Genomic DNA, 17,997 nt, shown 5'->3' on the forward strand with positions numbered 1-17,997 from the left:
CGCGCCGGGCGTACCCCCGTCCCGCACGACTGTGTACGTGGGCCTGCCGGCCGGATGCCTCGTGGAGATCGACGCCCTGGCCGTCCCGGGGTGAGCCGCAACCTTGTAACGGTATTTGCGTCACCGCATTGACAGGTGTCGAGAACGGCGGCATGTTTACTTCCATCGTCACCAGATAGCCAGGTGACGTTCAATGTGAACGCCTCTTCATGGGTCTCAAGGCCCATCGTCCCCAGAGGAACCCCATGACCCACACCGCATTCACTCCGCCGCCCGGAGACCGAGTGCCACGTCCGGCCGCGGAAACGTCCGACGCCGGCCGGCTCGCGGCCAGACTCGAGCGACTGCCATGGTCCGGCTATCAGCGAAAGCTGCTTCTGGTGGTGGCCACGGCCTGGCTTTTCGATTCCATCGACCTTGCGTCGCTCACCTTCATGCTGTCGCCGATCAGCACCGAATTCTCGCTCGACCACGCGCAGGCCGGCCTCGTGGGCAGCACGAGCTTCCTGGGCATGCTCGTCGGAGCGGTGGTGGCCGGAGCACTGGCGGACCGGGTGGGCCGCCGGCGAGTCTTCCAGTGGAGCATCGTCGTCTGGGGCGTCGCCGGCATCGCCCTCGCTCTGTCGTGGGACTTCTCCAGCCTGTTGGCATTCCGGTTCCTGCTGGGCCTCGGCATGGGGGCCGAATTCCCCGTCGCCGCGGCGCTGATGGCCGAGTTCCTGCCCGCCGAACGGCGCGGACGCGGTGCGGCGATCCTGGAAGGCGCATGGCCGGTCGGCTTCGTACTGGCGGGCACGCTGGCGTACTTCATCGTTGAGCCACTCGGCTGGCGCGCGATGTTCGTCATCGAGGCGTCTCTGGCCCTCTGGGCCCTGGTGATCCGGCGGTTCATCCCCGAGTCGCCGCGCTGGCTGGCCACTCACGGCCGGTACGCCGAAGCGGAGCAGATCATCACGGATATCGAGAGAGCCGTCGAGGCCACCACCGGCAAGCCCCTGCCGGAACCGGCGGGCCCCGTCACCACCACCGCGTCCGGCCCGGAACGCGGCGGAATCCGCGACCTGTTCTCCCCCTCGTACCGACGGCGCACGCTGTCCCTGTGGGCCGTCTGGTTCTGCGTTCTCCTCGGCTACTACGGACTGACGACCTGGCTCGGCAACCTCCTCACCGAACGCGGCCTCGACGTCGTTCACAGCATTCAATACGTCCTGCTCATGGCCCTGTGGGGCATCCCCGGCTTCCTGTCCGCGGCCTATCTGGTCGAACGCGTCGGACGGAAGTTCTGCCTCGCGGGGTACACCGTGGCCTCCGCGGTGGCCGCTTATGCCTATGGACAGGCGAGCGACCGGACCGAGCTGATCCTGACCGGCTCGATCCTCCAGTTCTTCTTCTTCGGAATGTGGTCCGCGCTCTACGCCTACACCCCGGAACTGTTCCCCACCCGCAGCCGGGGCATCGGGATGGGAACCGCGACGGCCGCCGGCCGGCTCGGCGCGGTACTCGGCCCGACTCTCGTTCCGATCATCCTGAACGCGGCCGGAGCCACTGCTGTCTTCACCGTCAGCGCGGCCCTCTTCCTCATCGCCGCGTCGGTGGTCGTGGCGCTGCTGCCCGAGACCAAGCACACCGTCCTGGAAGACATCTCCGGATAGGGACACCGGATCCGAAGACCGACGTGACGCCGCCCCGCGAGCACGGCACAGCCACCTTGCTCGCGGGGGTCCGGCGCTCGTCTGTGCTGACAATCGACGACATCGGAGGGTGGGCACTGTGGGGCGTTGGTGGCGCTGGCGAAGGGTGGCTTTCAAGGGAAGGGTGAGCCAGGCCGAGTTCGCCCAGTTCGCCTCGCGGGAGGGATGGTGGTACTCGGGCTCACAGGAACACGAGTGGTTCGGCTCCGCTCACACGTGGGACACGGTGGAAGGTCTCGTCGTACGGTTCTACACCGGTGGTCCGGTGCCCGTGCCGTTCGCCGAGGTGAGCGCGGACGAGCCGGAGATGTGTCAGCGCGCGATGGCCGACGCGGAGGCCGCCGCCGTCCGGGCCTTCCCCTGCTTCTCGGTCGCGGATTGCCTCGACCTGGCGCGGGGCTCAAGCGGTGGGGCGACGGTCCGGGCGCTGAACGGCCTAGCCGCCGTGGTACCCGACCGCTACTCCCGCGCGGTGGGAGAAGTCGTGATTCCGGCGCTCTTCGCACCCGAAGCAATGGTCCGGTCGGCAGCACTGCGGGTCGTCAGGATGGCGGCGTGGCCCGAGTTCGTACGACCGCTCGCCGCCGCGGCACTGACCGAACCCGACGAGGAGGCCGCCTGCCTCGCCCGCGACATCGTGGCCGGCCTGTCCGGGGCGGACGTCCTGACCTTCCTCGTGCGGCCGTCAGCCGACAAGGAGCCGACGACCGACACCGGCCATCGGTCGGACGACGACGCGCAGCGGTCAGCCGGCCAGGGACGGCGGTCGCGGAAGCCCGGCTCAGCCCAAGAGATCTTCGTCTGGACGCCCTGAGTTCCGGCCCGATACGCGAAGGCCGACGCGGACCGTGTGGGAGTCGGCCGTCTCGCGGCACTCGATCCATTCGGTCAGGTGCTCGACGATGGACAGCCCCCGTCCGTGCTCGTCTCCGCACTCGTCGGATCGGCCCGTCGCGGACGGTGGGCGGGCGGCTGGCGCGCCCCAGTCAATGACTTCGAGACTCAGCCGCCGGGCGTCCAGACGCAGGGAGACGCACATGCTGGCCCTTCCGTGCACGGCCGCATTACCGACGAGCTCGCTCACCACGAGGACCGCGGAGTGCAGGTCGTCGTCGGCCACGCCCCACAGGTCGAGCTGAACACCGACGAACCGACGCGCCTCCGGAACCCGGCAGGGCTCGGCCGGCAGGGTCATCGCCGCCTGCTGGGGTTCCCCGCGGAGCTGACCCCGACCATCGGATACGTGGGGTGACGAATGCGTCACGCCGGGGGCTGAAAGAACAAACATGGGAAATCCGATTCGGAACGGAGCCGAACTCCAGGGACTTTCGACAGCTCAGCCGGATCGATCGACAACCTCTACGTCACCAGCTTGTGCAGTTACTTCTGGGTGCCATCCTTCCTCCCGATTTGTCACCTGTCAATAGGGTGACGAAGGCGAAGCGGGTTGAAGGGGAAGAAGCCAGAGACTGAGCCTGTTTGCGGGGTGCCTCGTCCGCGGCCCGCTATCGACACGGGAGGCGTCACCTGTCAGTATGGACGCGTGGATGAGTTCGTCTTTGTGAGTGGTCGGCTGTGCCTCGATCTGGCGGGCACCAGGCTGTGGCGTCGGAGTCTTCACACGGAGCTGCTGAACTCCCCGGATGACATGCGGCGCTGGGTTCGCCAGGCGGAGCTCCTGGATGATCCGGGCCCGGTGGACGCCCGCGCGTTCGAGCGGCTGCGTCGTCTGCGTGAGGCGGTCTACACGCTCGCCACTTCCTGGCCTCCGGGCGACCACCCGGATGCCGATGTCGGTGAAGTCCTCGCGGAAGTGAACGAAGCGGCCCGGCTGCCGCTGCCGAAGCATCAGCTCGAGGTGTCGGGTCGGCTGACCCGGACGGGCAGTGTGGACGAGGTACTCGGTGCGGTGGCCCGCGACACGGTGGACCTGCTGAGCTCGGCCCATTTCGCGCGGATGAGGGAGTGCGCCAACCCGGACTGCACGCGTCTCTTCGTCGATCTGTCCCACTCCGGTGCCCGACGATGGTGCGGGATGGCCGAGTGCGGGAACAAACACAAGGCCGCCAGCTACCGGAGGCGGAAGAAGAAGCAGGCCACGGTCGAAGCCGCTGTCTGAGGGCAGACGTGGGGGCGTGTTGAAGAGCGCCGGGCGGCCGCCTTCGCGTACTGGTCGCGAAGGCTGTCACCGGACGACATGAGCGGCGGTCACAGGTCGTTCCACTCCCCCGCGACCCGCTGAAGGTGGTCCCGGAGCACCGTGAGGGCCGGGTTGGCGGGGGCCCCGCGCCGGGTGGCCAGATAGAGCGTGTTGAGTGGCGCTACCTCGGGCCGGTGCAGTTGCACAACCTCCCCCGCGGCGAGGGCCGGGTCGGCGATGTAGCGCGGCAGAACGGAGATCCCGGCTCCCGCGGCCACCGCGGCCAGGACGGCGCGCAGATCGGACACGATCATCGCGACGGGGTTGGGCGGTCGGCGGCCGAACTCGGTGCGCCAATAGCGGCGCACGATAGGCAGCTCCTCGGCGTATCCGACCATGGGGATATGTGCCAGCGCCTCCACCGGGTCGGTCTTGAGGCGCTCCGGGTCCACGGTGTGAGCCACTGCGGGAGGCGCGACGAGCACGAATACCTCGTCGATCAGGGGGACCGCCAGCAGCGCCGCACGGGCGGGTCGCACCGCCGAGACGACGAGGTCGAGCCGACCGGAGACCAGCAGGGACAACAGGTCGTCGGCCAGCCCCAGCGTCGCGTGCACACACAGTCCCCGGCGGGTCAGTGGACTCAGTGCGGGCAGGACCCGCAGGCTCATCACCTCGGCCGCCCCTCCGACTCTCACCGTGCCCCGCAGCGCGGGTGGCGCGTCGGCGGAGTCCAGGGCGCCGCGCAGCTCGTCCACGTGGAGGCCGACGCGGGAAGCGAGAGCGGCTGCCCGCTGTGTGGGAGAGACCCCCTTGGGAGAGCGCACGAACAGCGGCTCGCCGATCTGCTGCTCCAGGCGCGCGAGCTGTCCGGTGACCGCGGGTTGCGTCACACCGAGGCGTTGCGCCGCCGCGGACAGCGATCCGGTCCGATAGATCTCCAGAAACGTCAACAACAGATCAAGGTTCGGCACGCGACCGCACTTTTCAGAGAGCGTTACCAAGGGGGAGGAGACATCCTCGAGCAGGGTGAAGACGCCGGACGTGCGTCAGGAGGCGGTGCTGGTGAGCAGCGTGTAGCGCACGGTCTGGGCATGGATGAGGCCGTCGCGGAAGACGAAGGTGTCCACGCCGTCGTCCACATGGGTGGAGTCGGCGGTGGCAGCCCATTCCAGGAACAGGACGTCATCGGCGAACTTCGGGTTCCTGGGCTCCCATCGGGCGTTCGGGAGGTCGGTGAGGACCGCCCCGATGCCCCGCTTCACGCCGTCGCGGCCACACAGGATCCCGGATGGAGTGATGAACACGGCGTCCGGGGCGAAATTGGCGGCGATGGCGTCGAGGTCCCCTGAGCTCAATGCGCGGACATGAGCCTGAAACGTCTCTTCGGGGGTGCGTTCCATCTTGTGCGGATCCTTTCGTCGGCGGGACAACTGTGGCACGGTCCGCGACTCACGCCAGGTAGGCGATGCCGTGGGCGCCTTGGTCGCCGGGGTCGATGTCCAGCTCCCGTTCGACCGTGCCGGTGTTGAGATCGATCACATGGAGAGTGCCCGAGTACAGGTTGGCGACGAAGGCACGGGCGCCGTCCGGGGTGGTGCGGATGGTGATGGGGACCTTTCCGACCGGCGCGTCGAAGTGGTGCTCAAGGCCCCCTGATCCGTGGACGGACAGCCGCCCGGCCGCGGAGTGTCCGGCGGCGTCCGTGGCCACGAGACCGACCAGGACGCGGCCGTCCGCGGCCACGTGGACCGGGCAGCCGGGCGCGGCCAGCGAAACGTGGCGGACCACTTCGCCGGAGCCGGTGTCGATCACCATCAGCGTGGCCGGGGGCCGGCCCGCGGGACCGCCGTCGTAGTGGAGGGCCATGCCCGCGGCGTAGGCGTGGACACCGTCCGGGGAGACGGCGACCTCCTCGGTCCCGTAAGGAGCGGGGATACGTCCGGCGAGTTCGCCCCGGGCGAGGTCGAGGACGGAGATGAAGGGGTCTGCCTTGTTGGTGGCATAGCCTTTACGTCCGTCAGGAGTGATGGCGAACCAGTGGGGTCGATGGGCACCGACCTCGATGCGGCCGACCGGCCTGCGACTGGCCGTGTCGAGCACGACGACCGCTCCCCCGCCTGCGGGGCCGGCCTCGACGGTCACGTAGAGCAGTCCGCGGCCGGCGTCGAGGGCGAGGCCGTGGGGTGCCTCCTCGGGAGCGAGCGGGATGACGTCGACCAGCTCGCGGCGGAACGCGTCGACGATCGAGATCTCGTGTGCCTTCTCGCCGGGGTCGGTGTAGACACCGGAGCGGTAGGTGTGCGAGACGTACAACAGCTCTGCCGTGTGGTCGACGGCGATCTCGTGGGGCTGGGCGGCCACTGGGAGGGTGCCGAGCGGCTCGTAGTTCAGACCGTCGAAGAAGCGGATCGCCTCGCCGGTGGACGTGACCACGGCCAGAACCGGTCGCCGGGCCGGGGTCTGGTTCACCGCCGGTCTCCGTTCGTGGTCTCGCGGTCGATGAACTCAATGACCTCGTCGTTGGGCCCGTAGACGAACGCCACCTGGAGGGTCATCGGATCGTCCCCAGCGGTGGTGATCTTCTTCGGGGCTGCCAGCGGACGCGCGCCCGCGGCGACCGCCCGGTCGAAGAGGCCGACGACGTCATCGGTACGGACGGCGAAGTGCACCAGAGCGGCCACGCGGCTGCGTTCGTCATCGTCATGACGTCGCGCGGGGTCGAGCCCCTGCGGCGAGCCGCCCGGCGGGGTCGAAGCGGCATCGAAGAGTTCGACGAGCCGGTCGTCACCGGCGTCGAGGAAGACGGCACGGTGCACTCCGCCGGCCGGGACGCTCCATTCGCGAACGAAGCGGAAACCCAGGGCGCGGGTGTAGAAGTCCACCGAGGCATCGAGGTCGTAGACATGCACGGCGACGTGGTCGAGACCACGGTTCAAAACGGGGCTGGTCATATGTGTTCCTTGGGGGATGCGCGACTGGAGGGCCCGCGGGAGCCCACCGGCTCCCGAACTCCGCGGCCCGCGGACGGCCGGTTGTGCACCTGCGGTGCCCACGGGCCGCGAGTCGGGGGCGGTACGGCATGTCCGGGCGACAGCACCGCGATACGTGCCCGGACATATGGGCGGTGGCTTACCGAGCGGCCAGGGCGGCCAGCGCCTTGCGGGCCGTGGCCACGCTGGACTGCGGGTTCTGGCCAGTGATCAGGGTGGCGTCCTGGATCACGGTGCTGCTCCACGGGGCGCCGGGCGTGACACGCGCACCGCGCTCGCGCAGGCGGCCCTCGACGGAGAAGGGGATGTTGTCGCCCAGGCCGCCCTGGCGCTCTTCCTCATCCGAGAAGGCGGTCAGCTCGCGGTCGGCGAAAGTGAAACCGCCGTCCGGCGTGCTCGCGCTCAGCAGCGCGCCGACTCCATGGCACAGCGCGACCACGATCTTGCCCTGGGCAACCGCCTCGTTGAGCAGACGGCCGAGGTCGTCGTCGTCGACGAGGTCCGCCATGGGGCCGTGACCGCCGGGGATGTAGATCGCGTCGTAGTCGGCCGCCCGCACGTCGGCCAGGGCGAGCGGCGCCGCCAACCGATCGGCGATGCCGTCGAGGTAGCCGCGGAACCTCTGCGCGTCCTCGTCGCTCACGCCGCCGCGCTCGTCGAGGCTGAGGACGTCGACCGTGGGGCGCACCCCGCCCGGGGTGGCCAGGTCGACGTCCCCGCCTTCGGCGGCGAGCACCTCGTGGGAGGCGGCGACCTCCTCCGCCCAATAGCCGGTGGGGTGGGTCGAGCCGTCCGCCATCTTCAGGCTGTTCGCACCGGAGATGACCATCAGAATCTTCGACATCGAAATGCCTGCTCTTCTCGCTTGAAGGGGTCGCGGCGTCTTACACGCCGGTGCCGCGGTCGGTTCGCCCGCGGCTTCGGGAACAACGCCAGCCTCCATCACCCATCATCCACATGCCTCACGCGGCCCATAAGATTATTTATAGGAAGCTTCGTCGAAGTTCGAACGGCTCAGGTCACCTCTTCGGTGCCGGGGAACTGGAGTGGTGGATCGTCGTGGTGAGACGTCGCAGCGCGGCCTGGGCGGGTGGGCCCCAGGTGCGCTTGCCACCCGGACGGCCATGGACGCCCGCCTCTCCGATGAGGACGCAGACGAGGGCTTTCAACACCGCCCAGCCGCGAGCGCGGCGTCGGGTCGCTGGGTCCGGGGTCGGTTGATAAGCGTCGTAGAAGCGGTCGACGGCGCCGTCCGGCAGCAGTGTCCACGCGGCGGCGAGATCGCAGGCCGGATCGCCCGCGAAGAGATCGCCGAAGTCAATCACGCCGCAGAAAGTGCCGTCCGCGGTGAGGACGTTGGCCGGATGCAGATCGCCGTGCAGCCACAGTGCCGGCCCCGTCCAGCCGGGCGCGGCGACGGCATCCTCCCAGACGGCGCGGACGGCCTCCGGGTCGGGGATCAGCCCCGACTCGGTGGCCGAGGCCAAAGTCCCGGCGAACCCCTCGGCATGGTCGGTCAGCGGCCCGCCACGGTCGCGGCCGGCCGGCGCTCCATCGGGGGCGGGCCGGTGAAGCGCGGTCAGAAACGCGGCCAGGGTGTCGGCCGCCGCGGCGCGCGTGGCGGGCGCGCGGTCGGCGGGCGTTCCCGGCACCCAGGTGGTGACGATCCAAGGCCGCGGAAACCGCTCGGAGGGCTCGCCGAGACGCTGCGGTACGGGGACCGGCAGGGGAAGACGCGGGGCGAGGGCGGGAAGCCATGCGTGCTCTTTGCGCAACAGCGCGTCCGCGGACAGCGTCGCCCAGGGCAGCCGGACGGCGAGGTCGTCGCCGAGCCGCCACAGTTGGTTGTCCCAGCCCCGCGCACCGAGCCGCACAGGGCGATCGGCCAGGTCGGGGTGCTGGTCGTGCAGCAGATCCCGGACCAGCTCCGCGGTGATCTCGATCTCGGTGTGGGTCATGCGGAGCCACGATAGCCGGACCGTGACCCGCCGTTCGTGACGTCCGGCAGGCCGTGGTCCTGGACCTCCGTCGTCCCGGCCGGGCAGGGGTCGACGGCTACGGGTCGGTCCTGGCCGCGGGGTTTCCTACACTCGCAGGATGAACAACTACACGTGCACCCATTGCGGCACCGTCGGTCTGGCGGAAGGTTTCATCGAGGACGCCGGCGAGCACTCACGCGGGTACGCGCGCTGGATCGAAGGCGCGATGGAGCGGGGGTTCTTCGGGGGTGCCAAGCGGACGGGCCGACCCCGGCGGCAGATAGTGGCATTCCGCTGCCCCAAGTGCGGACACCTCGAGCTGTTCGCCGCCGAGGAGGTGTAGTCGGCCCTCGCTGCCCCGGACGCCCGAGGTCAGCGTGCGCCGCATGCCGCCCGATCCCCGACATCCGGCAGGCCCCACCGCTCCGGGCGGGGCCTGCCGGATGCGGGGCCTGCCGGACGCGCGGGGCCTGCCGGACGCGCGGGCCGTCGGCCTGCTCGGGCGGGCTCCACCCGGTGATCCGAACGAGGTACTCCTGGCGGTCCGCGGGATCAGCGGCACCGTCGGCGTTTTGGCCACTCCCTCTCCCGGGCCCGGCCCTTGCGCGGCAAGGGCCGGTGCAACCCGCACGCTCCGGCACACGAGCGATCCTGCTGATCACACACCGGCTCGCAAATGTCGCTGTGGCGGACAGGATCGTCGTCCTCGACCAAGGACGGGTCGTGCAGGAAGGGACGTACGCGCAACTCACCCGGGTCCCAGGGCTGTTCAGGTCCCTGTGGGCACTTCACCAGCGCACGGGCGGCGAGCCGAGCAGCCGCGCGTGACCACCGGCGCCGACCGCCCCGGCCCCTCCAGGAGAAAGCGACCTCTAACCAGCCGGGCGCGTGCAGTAGGACGTCCTGGTGTCCCCGTCCCCCACCCCGATGAGCACGGCACGGGTGACGAGTTCGGCGAAGTCGGGCCCCAGGTCGGCATGGCGGAACAACGCCCGGAAGACGATGGGCGCGGCGAACAGGTCCAGCAGGAGGTCAATATCGAGCTGCTTCACCTCGCCCCGTTCCTGCGCTCTGCGCAGAGAGACCACGCAGGCGTTCCTGCGGGGTTCCCAGACGATGGCGAGGAACTCCTCGTGCAGCTGGGGGTCGTTGGCGAGGTCGGCCAGCAGCGCTGGGATCACGCGGCTGAGGGCGGGATCGGCCATGCCGACGCGCAGGGCCTCCAGGTGCCCGACGATGTCGCAGTGCAGGCAGCCGGTGTCGATCTCCACGACGCCGACCCGTTCGTGCGCCATGGCCGCGAGGACCAGGTGCTGCCGGCTCTTCCAGCGGCGGCGGATGGCCGGTTTGGTGGTGCCCGCGCGGGCGGCGACGCCTTCCATGGTCAGCGCCGAGTAGCCGACCTCCCGCACCAGTTCGGACACCGCGGCCAGCACGGCGCGGTCGATGCGCTCGTCGCGTCGGCGTGCCATCGCGCCTCCCTGCTGCCGCCGTGATCCGCCCACCTTACCGAGGAAGCAGCACCACCTTGCCGAACGGCGTTCCGCGTTCCAGCAGCTCCAGGGCGTGCTCGGCGTCGGTGAGCGCGAGACGCTGGTGGAGCACGGGGGTGAGCAGGCCCTCGGTCCACCGCGCCGTGATCTCCTGCCAGGAGCGGAGCAACTCCGCTGCTGTCACCGAGTTCAGGCTGAAGGCCACCAGCGTCGGCGACTTGTGGAACTCGCTCAGCAGCGTGGGGAGAAGGTCTTCGCCCGGAGCGCCACCGGCGCCGCCACACATCACATAGCGTCCGTTGTCGCGCAGCAGTCTCAGGTACCGGCCCATGTCCGGACCCGCGACCGTGTCCACGATCACGTCGTAGGTCTGGTCGGGGACGGTGGAGGCGGTCCGGTCCACGATCCGCGTCGCACCCAGCTCCAGCAGGCGCTCGCCACGGGCCGCCGAGGAAGTGACCGCGGTGACCTCGGCCCCACGGGCGGATGCGATCTGTGTTGCCAGGGAACCGATTCCGCCGCCCGCGCCGCGGACGAGAACGTGTTCGCCTGCCACCGCCCCCGCTCGGTGCAGCGCGATCTCGGCGACGAGCGCGTTCACACCCAGCGCCACCGCCTCGGCGGCATCGGCCTCCTGCGGCACCGGCAGCACCCGGTCCACGTCGACGACGACTCGCTCCGCGTAACCGCCGAGGGCGGGCATGGCCAGTACCCGCCGACCGACCAGATCGCCGGGCGCACCCGGCCCGGCCGCCTGTACCCGGCCGACGACTTCCACCCCCGGCACGGAGCCCGGACCGGGAATGCCCCGGTACTCGCCTCGGCTGAGCATCACATCGACATAGCCTGCGCCGATCACGTCGGCCTCGACGAGTACCTGGCCGGGCCCGGGTGCCGGCTGTGGCACGTCGATCAGGCCAAGCGCCCCGGACGGCTGCACGACCGCTGCTCGCATGGTGGTCACCTCTCAATACGTTCCGATCCGCATCGGAACGATACGGCGGGAGTGGGTATCTGTTCAAGGCGTTGTGGGTATCTGTTCAAGCCGTTCACGCCGTCGAGGCACCGCCTACTCGGTGCCGGCGGCCGCTGCCGCACCGCCGCGGCCCGGTACGCTGTTGGAATCCCCGGCTCCGCGCCATGGCGCGCAACCTCCGCATGTCCCGCGCCCTCTTCCATAGCGGCCATGACCGTACGCGCCGACGTGCCCGGTCCGGGCCGCGCACCGGCTGACCAACTCGGTTTCCGACTCCGAATCCGACCCCGACCCCGAATCCGACCCCGACCCCGACCCCGATGCCACGAGGACACACCGCTGTGATGCCTGACGAACACCTCGACCGCATCGCCGACGAGCTCACCGATCGTCCGCGCGCAGCCCGTCGCGTTCGCCGGGAAAACGCCGGCCGTCGGTGTTCCGGCACTCGCCAACCGGCGCACGGCCCGCCGATGAGCCGGTCGGCGTCGTATGGACCGGTGGTGGTTCGCCACCTCGCGCCGCAGCCCGTATGACGCTCATCCGCACCCGGGACGTCCGGGCGCACACCGGAACCGCAGGAACCGTCCGAGCCGTCGTCTGTCCTCGCGCAGACGGCCTCGGTGCACACGACCGACTTGGGGCAGACGTGCCGGAACTTGTACTGCATGCCAATGGACGCACCTGGACCCTGGACCCGTCCCGGAGCTACACCATCGGGCGCGACCAGCAGGCCGACATCTCGTGCATCGACCGCCGGGTCTCCCGGCGGCACCTCGTGATCCGTTGTGACGGCGGGACGTGGTTCATCGAGGATCTCGGCAGCGCGAACGGCACGTTCGCCGAAGGGCGTCGTATCCAGCGGATGGAGATCGGCCACGGTTCGATCGTCCGGCTGGGAAACGTCTCCACCGGCATGCGGCTGGACTTCACCGGAGTCTTCACCGGAGCCTCGGCGGCGGCGGGTGACGATCAGGTGCGTGCTGACGCTCGGATACGCGCGGGGCTGCCCCAGGGCGAGGCCCGGCCCAAGGCCGGGGGTGCCACGGATCGGGGCACGCCGGAGGCGGCCGCCGCCACACCCCCGGTGGTGCCCGGCCCCCGGGCGGGGGAGGTTCCGGGAGCCCCCACGGGGGCGGCGGCCCATGGCGACGGCCTGTTCCGGCCCCTCCCCCACCACGCCGCATCCGACCCCACCCGTGCCGCGGTTCCGCGCACTTCCGGAGCCGCGGGCGACGCCCGGGACGCCCGCCGGCCCGAAGGACCCACAGCCGGTCCCCGCGGAGCCGCCGCGGCCCTTTCCATCGACCGGGACCCCTCGGGCGTCCACCGACTCGCCCTGGGACAGCGGCTGCGCATCGGTCGCGGGCAGGACAACGAACTCGTGGTGGAGGGCCCGTATGTCTCCCGCCACCACGCGGAGTTCCGGCCCCTGCCCGGTGGCCGCTTCGAAATCGTCGACCTCGGAAGTCACAACGGCACCTACGTCAACGGGCAGCCCGTGCACCGCCGGGTCATCGGCCCGCACGACATCGTCGGTGTCGGCCACTCCACCTTCCGTCTCGCCGGAGACCGGCTGGAGGAGTTCGTCGACACCGGTGAGGTCTCCTTCACCGCCCGCAATCTGACAGTGACCGTCGGGCGCGACAAGACCATCCTGGACGACGTCTCCTTCGGTGTCCCCGAGAAGTCGCTGGTCGCGGTGATCGGGCCGTCGGGCTCCGGGAAGTCCACCCTGCTGCGCGCGCTCACCGGCTACCGGCCCGCCGACCGTGGTCAGGTGCTCTACGACCACCGCGATCTCTACGCCCAGTTCGCCGAGTTGCGCCGCCGTATCGGCCTCGTCCCGCAGGATGACATCCTGCACAAGGAGCTGACCGTCGACACAGCTCTGAAGTACGCCGCCAAGCTCCGCTTTCCCGGTGACACCAAGGCGGCCGAGCGCAAGGCCCGAATCGACGAGGTGCTCCAGGAGCTCAGACTCGACGTCCACCGGACCAAGAAGGTCGCCTCACTCTCCGGCGGTCAGCGCAAGCGGGTGTCCGTCGCCCTGGAACTGCTGACCAAGCCCTCCCTGCTCTTCCTCGACGAGCCCACCTCCGGTCTGGATCCGGGCCTGGACCGTTCCGTCATGAAGTTGCTGCGGGAGCTCGCCGACGACGGCCGCACCGTGCTGGTGGTAACGCACTCGGTCGCCGAACTGTCCATGTGTGACCGGGTGTTGGTCATGGCGCCCGGTGGCTCCGCGGCGTACTTCGGTCCCCCGGACGAGGCCCTGGACTTCTTCGGTCACGACAGCTGGGCCGATGTCTTCTCCGCCTTCGAGGACCATCACGACGACGACTGGGGCGGGCGCTGGCGGGCTTCCCGGCAGTACGACCGGTGCATGGCGGAGATCGACTCGGCCGTACCGCCGCAGCAGCCCGGCACCCCTGCGGCGCAGCCGCGCGCACGAGCTCTGCAGCCCAAACCACAGGGCTGGATCGGCCAGTTGTGGACGCTGATGCGCCGCTATGTGTCGGTCATCGCCTCCGACAAGGGCTTCATGGCACTGATGCTGCTGCTCCCGGCGGTGCTGGGCGGGGTGAGCTGTCTGATTCCGGCGAAATACGGACTCGCCCCGCCACCGCCCGACAGCGGTTTCCGCTACAACCAGGAGTCCGGAACCATTCTGCTGGTGCTGGTCGTCGGCATGTGCTTCTCCGGCGCGGCCAACTCCGTACGTGAATTGATCAAGGAACGGGTGATCTACGAACGGGAGAGAGCCACAGGTCTGTCGCGATCCGCGTATCTGATGTCGAAGGTGGTCGTCCTCGGTCTGATCACCGCGATGCAGGGTGTCGTCATCTGCGCGATCGGCTTCTCCGTCCGTCAACTGCCCGGCCAGGGGCTGCTCATGCCCACGGCCGTCGAGGTCTGCGTGGTCGTCAGTGCGCTGGGCTTCACCACCATGCTCTTCGGTCTGGTCATCTCCGCGCTGGTGAGGACCCCGGAGAAGACCATGCCGCTGCTCGTGATGTTCGCCGTTATCCAGGTCGTCTTCACCGGGGTCCTCTTCAAGCTGTTCGACTCTCCGGGCATCGAACAGATCGGCTGGCTGATGCCCGCCCGCTGGGGGGTCGCCGGCGCCGGGACCACACTCGACCTCGCGCACACCATGCCGCCCTGGAATCTCGACAAGCCGGACGACCTCGACCCGCTGTGGGCCCACACCGTCACCCAGTGGGGCATCGACCTCGGTGTGCTCCTGGCGATCGGACTGCTCTGCGGCTTCGCGGTGGCCCGCCTGCTGCGCCGGCACGAGCCCGAGATCATGCGGGACTAGCCCGCGAGACACAGCAGTCAGGCCCACGATCGGAGATCGTGGGCCTGACTCAGGTATCGCCGGCCGCGGGTCAGCCGCCCTGACCGATGCCCCCGATCGGGCCGACCTTCACCGGGGACCCGGCACCGTCCGTGACGGGCAGCGTGCCGGTGCCCGGCCAGTCGAGGGTGACCGACTTCGTCTCGTCCGGCGGGGTCACCACCAGCCCGGTGACCCGGACGCCGGAGCCGCCCGACTCGTTGATCGGGTAGTTGACGCCGAAGTACGTCGACTCCCCGTCCTTGAGGGTGTGCGGTTCGGCCGGCTCACCACTGCGCTTCGCGGACAGCGCCCCCTCGCTGGTCTTCAGGTCGACACCCGCGAACCCGGAGATCGAGCAGTCCCGGCCACCACCGTTCTTCAGCGTCACCGCGACGGTGCCCTCGCCGTCGCCGTCGATGGTGCGGTCCACCGCCGTGATCTCCAGCTCGTCGGTGCGGCACTTGCCGCCCGAGCCCGAATCACCGCCCGAGCCCGAACCGCCGCCCGAGCCCGAACCGCCGCCCGAGGAAGACGCGGTGGACGTGGACGACGGGTCACTCTTTCCCGCGCTGTCGTCATCGTTCTGGCAGGCCGTGAGCGAAAGGCCCGCGGCAACGACCAGGGCGGCGAGTGTGAGCTTGTGAACGCGCATCGTTTCTTCCTCGGTATCGGTTGGGGGTGTCGGCTGCTCGGTACGAGTCGGTACGAGCGAGCGTTTCTGGTCACCAAGATCGGCTCGGTCGCGTATCCGTTCAGCCCAACCGCCCCCTAATACAGCCCTGTTACACGCACAGGCGACGTGGCCGCCCCGCTCCACCAAGACCGGCCCCACAAGGCGCCGGGGTCGGCCGGCCCGCTGGCACCCGCCGCACATGCCAAGCGCCGGGTGGCGTACCTGGACCGAGTCGGCGTTCTGAGCCGGGACGTTCGGGCGCGGAGCCACGGTGTCAGCGATATGTCGGGGCGGTCGGTCCGATGCCGGTGGATTGTCGGCGGAGGGCCGGAACCTTGCCGGAGAGCCTGCCGGGTGCCCATTCGGCAGGTGTGCGACAGGCAAGGAATCAGCATGACCACTCACGTCACGATCATCGGTGCCGGACTCGGTGGCCTCACGCTCGCCCGCGTCCTGCACGTCCACGGCATCCCGGCCACCGTCTACGAGGCGGAGCCCTCGCCGACGGCGCGTTCGCAGGGCGGGATGCTCGACATCCACGACTACAACGGCCAACTGGCCGTGCGCGCGGCCGGTCTGATGGACGAGTTCCACGGCATCGTCCTGGAGGGCCGGCAGGCGGTGCGAGGCCTCGACCGGGAGGGAAACGTCCTGTTCGAAGAAGCCGACGACGGTACGGGCGGACGCCCTGAGGTGCAGCGCGGCGAGTTGCGGCAGCTGCTGCTCGACTCGCTCCCGGCGGGCACCGTCCGGTGGGGCCACAAGGTCAGCGGTGTTCGTGGGCTTGGCGGGGGCCGCCATGAGGTGACGTTCGCCGACGGCGGCACCGTCCTCACGAACCTGCTGGTCGGCGCGGACGGCGCGTGGTCACGGGTCCGGCCGGTGCTCTCCCCCGCCAGGCCCGTGTACGCCGGCACGTCGTTCGTCGAGACCTACCTGTTCGACGCCGACACGCGGCACCCCGCTGCCGCGAAGGCGGTCGGTGGCGGGTCGATGTTCGCAGGCGATCAGGGCAAGAGGCAGATCGGGGCTCAACGGGAGAAGGGCGGGACCCTTCACGTCTACGCGATGCTGTCCGAACCGCTGGAGTGGTTCGGCGGTATCGACTTCACCGATCCCGCCGCGGCCGCCGCACGGGTCGCGGAGGCGTTCGACGACTGGGCGCCGGAGCTCACCGCCCTGATCACCGACAGCGACACCGCACCGGTATTGCGCCCCCTCTACACACTGCCGGTCGGGCACCGGTGGGACCGGGTGCCAGGGGCGACCCTGGTCGGCGACGCCGCCCACCTCATCCCCCCGAATGGCGAGGGCGCCAACCTGGCGATGCTGGACGGCGCCGAACTCGGTGAGGCTCTCGGCGCGCACCCCGGCGACATCGAGACCGCGCTCTCCGCGTACGAGCAAGCGATGTTCCCTCGCAGTGCCGAGCAGCTCGCGACAGCCGAAGACCCTGACAATCCCACACTCGAGGACGTGATCAACTTCTTTGCCCGGGAGGAGCAGACCTCTTGAGCATGCCGTCGAGTTCCCCTGCGGGCAGAACCTTGGCCGAGTTGTGTTCGCGGACGATCCGCCAGCCGTCCGGCGTTCGGCGCCAGACCAGCGAGGTCGTGGTGCGAATATCCGTGGTGACGTCGGGTCTGGTGATCCGCGCTACGAATGTCAGGGTGGACGCGGCCAGATCATGGCCCGCGATGACGTGCGGGCCGTCGTCGACGGCATGGTGCGCGGAAACCATGTTGTGAAAGGCGGGCTCCCAGATCGAGCCGTACCCGGTGGCCGTCGTCGCCACACGCTGCTCGGGGTCGAAGTCGTCGTACAGTCGGACGTCCGGAGAGCCGAAGTCGTAGAACTCGCCGAAGGTACGCCGGAAGTCGAACGGTGCGTCTCCCTCATCGCGCTCCCAGCCGAACACCCACCGGCCGTGCAGGTCCGCGATCAACTGTTCATCGTTCATGACTCGACGCTAAGGCCGCGGGCAGGGTTCAAGAAGGGTCCATCACACCCACCCATCCGTGGGACAGCCGCGACATCACTCGCGCGCTGCCGGGGGCGGCCGCCCCCGGCAGCGTCCCGGTGACTTTACGGACAGCGGCTCAGACGAGTGCGGCCACCCGCTCGGAGGGCTTGTTGCGCCGCCAGCCCACGGCGAGGTAGGCGAGCATCCCGATGGGCGGAATGGCGCAGACGGTCCAGCTGATGGCCAGGGGCGGGCCCGGCTGGTCGAGCACGGTGACGTTCCGCAGGGTGCCGCGGCCGTGGCCGGCCTGGCCGTCGATGTCGAAGGTGAAGCTCCAGGTGCCGGGTTCCGGCAGGGCCTGGACATCCAGGCCCCAGACATCCCGTTTGCGAGGGTGCCTGCTCAGCGGGGTCTCCCGGTCCTCGGCGTCGAGGCCGGGCCCGTCGATGGTGACGCTGCCCGACTTCCTTGCGATGCCGTCGGCCGGTGCGAATGTGAAGTCGAGTGACTGCATGGCCCGCAGGGGCCACTCGGAGAACCCGACGGTGACCGTGTAGGGCCCTGCCTGTACCCGCTCGGTATGGACGACGCCGACCGGGGCGTACGCCGCGGCCGGCGCCGTCGACACGGCCACCAGCGCGAGTGCGGCGACAGTGGCCAGGGCCAGTCGGCGTGCGTGGTCTCGCACACGCCCGGACGCGGCGGCTACGGCGAGGAGCAGTGCTGAACGTGAGGAGCGCATG

Annotated in this window: 19 protein-coding genes and 2 pseudogenes; 9 read left to right on the plus strand and 12 right to left on the minus strand. The window is 69.8% G+C overall.

What is annotated here, in order from left to right; translation table 11 throughout:
• Nucleotides 1-13: 13 nt before the first annotated feature.
• From J2Z30_RS05845 to J2Z30_RS05855, 3 genes and pseudogenes are all read left to right on the plus strand, one after another.
• Nucleotides 14-94: pseudogene (locus J2Z30_RS05845) on the plus strand (RidA family protein); the annotation flags it as partial.
• A gap of 151 nt (nt 95-245) precedes the next feature.
• On the plus strand, nt 246-1,652 hold the full coding sequence (locus J2Z30_RS05850; RefSeq protein WP_078957036.1) for an MFS transporter: 1,407 nt from the start codon (nt 246-248) through the stop codon (nt 1,650-1,652).
• A gap of 163 nt (nt 1,653-1,815) precedes the next feature.
• The gene (locus J2Z30_RS05855; protein ID WP_044578374.1) at nt 1,816-2,505 is read left to right on the plus strand and encodes a hypothetical protein; all 690 of its coding nucleotides are present in this window, start codon (nt 1,816-1,818) and stop codon (nt 2,503-2,505) included.
• Here the strand turns inward: J2Z30_RS05855 and J2Z30_RS51645 are convergent.
• Nucleotides 2,473-2,820, minus strand: coding sequence for an ATP-binding protein (locus J2Z30_RS51645; protein WP_372453238.1), 348 nt, complete (start codon nt 2,818-2,820; stop codon nt 2,473-2,475). The two genes, J2Z30_RS05855 and J2Z30_RS51645, sit on opposite strands and share 33 nt — an antisense overlap.
• Between J2Z30_RS51645 and J2Z30_RS49355 the strand changes: the two genes are divergently transcribed.
• Nucleotides 2,743-2,943 carry a hypothetical protein gene (locus tag J2Z30_RS49355; protein ID WP_044578372.1) on the plus strand — a complete coding sequence of 67 codons (201 nt, stop codon included), beginning with the start codon at nt 2,743-2,745 and terminating at the stop codon, nt 2,941-2,943. The two genes, J2Z30_RS51645 and J2Z30_RS49355, sit on opposite strands and share 78 nt — an antisense overlap.
• Before the next feature lie 291 nt (nt 2,944-3,234).
• Nucleotides 3,235-3,810 (plus strand): CGNR zinc finger domain-containing protein, encoded by a 576-nt coding sequence (locus J2Z30_RS05865; protein WP_044578368.1) that lies wholly within the window; start codon nt 3,235-3,237, stop codon nt 3,808-3,810.
• Nucleotides 3,811-3,899: 89 nt separating this feature from the next.
• Here the strand turns inward: J2Z30_RS05865 and J2Z30_RS05870 are convergent, their stop codons facing one another.
• The 6 genes from J2Z30_RS05870 to J2Z30_RS05895 all read right to left on the minus strand — a co-directional run bounded on the left by J2Z30_RS05870 (nt 3,900) and on the right by J2Z30_RS05895 (nt 8,782).
• Nucleotides 3,900-4,805, minus strand: a complete 906-nt coding sequence (locus J2Z30_RS05870; RefSeq protein ID WP_044578366.1) for a LysR family transcriptional regulator — start codon at nt 4,803-4,805, stop codon at nt 3,900-3,902.
• A gap of 75 nt (nt 4,806-4,880) precedes the next feature.
• Nucleotides 4,881-5,234, minus strand: a complete 354-nt coding sequence (locus J2Z30_RS05875; RefSeq protein WP_044578364.1) for a nuclear transport factor 2 family protein — start codon at nt 5,232-5,234, stop codon at nt 4,881-4,883.
• A gap of 49 nt (nt 5,235-5,283) precedes the next feature.
• Nucleotides 5,284-6,303, minus strand: coding sequence for a YncE family protein (locus J2Z30_RS05880; RefSeq protein ID WP_044578362.1), 1,020 nt, complete (start codon nt 6,301-6,303; stop codon nt 5,284-5,286).
• On the minus strand, nt 6,300-6,785 hold the full coding sequence (locus J2Z30_RS05885; protein WP_044578361.1) for a VOC family protein: 486 nt from the start codon (nt 6,783-6,785) through the stop codon (nt 6,300-6,302). The genes J2Z30_RS05880 and J2Z30_RS05885 overlap by 4 nt, the downstream gene beginning before the upstream one ends.
• A 178-nt stretch (nt 6,786-6,963) precedes the next feature.
• Nucleotides 6,964-7,668, minus strand: a complete 705-nt coding sequence (locus J2Z30_RS05890; RefSeq protein ID WP_044578359.1) for a type 1 glutamine amidotransferase domain-containing protein — start codon at nt 7,666-7,668, stop codon at nt 6,964-6,966.
• A 175-nt stretch (nt 7,669-7,843) separates the two neighbouring features.
• On the minus strand, nt 7,844-8,782 hold the full coding sequence (locus J2Z30_RS05895) for an aminoglycoside phosphotransferase family protein (RefSeq protein WP_044578355.1): 939 nt from the start codon (nt 8,780-8,782) through the stop codon (nt 7,844-7,846).
• Nucleotides 8,783-8,921: 139 nt separating this feature from the next.
• On the opposite strand from J2Z30_RS05895, the gene J2Z30_RS05900 reads away from it, so the two are divergent.
• Together J2Z30_RS05900 and J2Z30_RS49360 are read left to right on the plus strand one after the other, a co-directional pair.
• A complete protein-coding gene (locus J2Z30_RS05900; RefSeq protein ID WP_044578353.1) occupies nt 8,922-9,146 on the plus strand; it encodes a hypothetical protein in 225 nt (74 codons plus the stop codon).
• A gap of 299 nt (nt 9,147-9,445) precedes the next feature.
• Nucleotides 9,446-9,631 (plus strand): annotated as a pseudogene (locus J2Z30_RS49360) (hypothetical protein); the annotation flags it as partial.
• Nucleotides 9,632-9,675: 44 nt separating this feature from the next.
• Here J2Z30_RS49360 and J2Z30_RS05905 read toward each other — a convergent pair.
• On the minus strand, nt 9,676-10,275 hold the full coding sequence (locus J2Z30_RS05905; protein ID WP_044578351.1) for a TetR/AcrR family transcriptional regulator: 600 nt from the start codon (nt 10,273-10,275) through the stop codon (nt 9,676-9,678).
• Between the two features lie 34 nt (nt 10,276-10,309).
• The gene (locus J2Z30_RS05910) at nt 10,310-11,251 is read right to left on the minus strand and encodes a quinone oxidoreductase family protein (protein WP_044582220.1); all 942 of its coding nucleotides are present in this window, start codon (nt 11,249-11,251) and stop codon (nt 10,310-10,312) included.
• A gap of 670 nt (nt 11,252-11,921) precedes the next feature.
• Here J2Z30_RS05910 and J2Z30_RS05915 point away from each other — a divergent pair.
• Nucleotides 11,922-14,597 carry an ABC transporter ATP-binding protein/permease gene (locus J2Z30_RS05915; RefSeq protein WP_044578349.1) on the plus strand — a complete coding sequence of 892 codons (2,676 nt, stop codon included), beginning with the start codon at nt 11,922-11,924 and terminating at the stop codon, nt 14,595-14,597.
• 70 nt (nt 14,598-14,667) lie between these two features.
• Here the strand turns inward: J2Z30_RS05915 and J2Z30_RS05920 are convergent, their stop codons facing one another.
• Nucleotides 14,668-15,270: a DUF4232 domain-containing protein gene (locus J2Z30_RS05920; protein ID WP_044578346.1), complete on the minus strand. Its 603-nt coding sequence runs from the start codon at nt 15,268-15,270 to the stop codon at nt 14,668-14,670.
• A gap of 414 nt (nt 15,271-15,684) precedes the next feature.
• Here J2Z30_RS05920 and J2Z30_RS05925 point away from each other — a divergent pair, with 414 nt between their 5' ends.
• Nucleotides 15,685-16,806, plus strand: coding sequence for an FAD-dependent oxidoreductase (locus tag J2Z30_RS05925; RefSeq protein WP_044578343.1), 1,122 nt, complete (start codon nt 15,685-15,687; stop codon nt 16,804-16,806).
• On the opposite strand, the gene J2Z30_RS05930 is transcribed toward J2Z30_RS05925, so the two are convergent.
• Both J2Z30_RS05930 and J2Z30_RS05935 read right to left on the minus strand, forming a co-directional pair.
• Nucleotides 16,772-17,251: a YybH family protein gene (locus J2Z30_RS05930; RefSeq protein ID WP_044578341.1), complete on the minus strand. Its 480-nt coding sequence runs from the start codon at nt 17,249-17,251 to the stop codon at nt 16,772-16,774. The genes J2Z30_RS05925 and J2Z30_RS05930 overlap by 35 nt on opposite strands.
• Before the next feature lie 139 nt (nt 17,252-17,390).
• The gene (locus J2Z30_RS05935; protein ID WP_209468573.1) at nt 17,391-17,996 is read right to left on the minus strand and encodes a hypothetical protein; all 606 of its coding nucleotides are present in this window, start codon (nt 17,994-17,996) and stop codon (nt 17,391-17,393) included.
• Between the last annotated feature and the right edge of the window lies 1 nt (nt 17,997).

Origin of the sequence: Streptomyces iranensis (genome assembly GCF_017874715.1) — a bacterium.
Taxonomy (GTDB): Bacteria; Actinomycetota; Actinomycetes; order Streptomycetales; family Streptomycetaceae; genus Streptomyces; species Streptomyces iranensis.

Coding starts and splice junctions, on each gene's coding strand:
- J2Z30_RS05850 (WP_078957036.1), top strand. CDS start 246: ATGACCCACACCGCATTCACTCCGCCGCCCGGAGACCGAGTGCCACGT.
- J2Z30_RS05875 (WP_044578364.1), bottom strand. CDS start 5,234: ATGGAACGCACCCCCGAAGAGACGTTTCAGGCTCATGTCCGCGCATTG.
- J2Z30_RS05885 (WP_044578361.1), bottom strand. CDS start 6,785: ATGACCAGCCCCGTTTTGAACCGTGGTCTCGACCACGTCGCCGTGCAT.
- J2Z30_RS05890 (WP_044578359.1), bottom strand. CDS start 7,668: ATGTCGAAGATTCTGATGGTCATCTCCGGTGCGAACAGCCTGAAGATG.
- J2Z30_RS05895 (WP_044578355.1), bottom strand. CDS start 8,782: ATGACCCACACCGAGATCGAGATCACCGCGGAGCTGGTCCGGGATCTG.
- J2Z30_RS05900 (WP_044578353.1), top strand. CDS start 8,922: ATGAACAACTACACGTGCACCCATTGCGGCACCGTCGGTCTGGCGGAA.
- J2Z30_RS05905 (WP_044578351.1), bottom strand. CDS start 10,275: ATGGCACGCCGACGCGACGAGCGCATCGACCGCGCCGTGCTGGCCGCG.
- J2Z30_RS05910 (WP_044582220.1), bottom strand. CDS start 11,251: ATGCGAGCAGCGGTCGTGCAGCCGTCCGGGGCGCTTGGCCTGATCGAC.
- J2Z30_RS05920 (WP_044578346.1), bottom strand. CDS start 15,270: ATGCGCGTTCACAAGCTCACACTCGCCGCCCTGGTCGTTGCCGCGGGC.
- J2Z30_RS05925 (WP_044578343.1), top strand. CDS start 15,685: ATGACCACTCACGTCACGATCATCGGTGCCGGACTCGGTGGCCTCACG.
- J2Z30_RS05930 (WP_044578341.1), bottom strand. CDS start 17,251: ATGAACGATGAACAGTTGATCGCGGACCTGCACGGCCGGTGGGTGTTC.
- J2Z30_RS05935 (WP_209468573.1), bottom strand. CDS start 17,996: ATGCGCTCCTCACGTTCAGCACTGCTCCTCGCCGTAGCCGCCGCGTCC.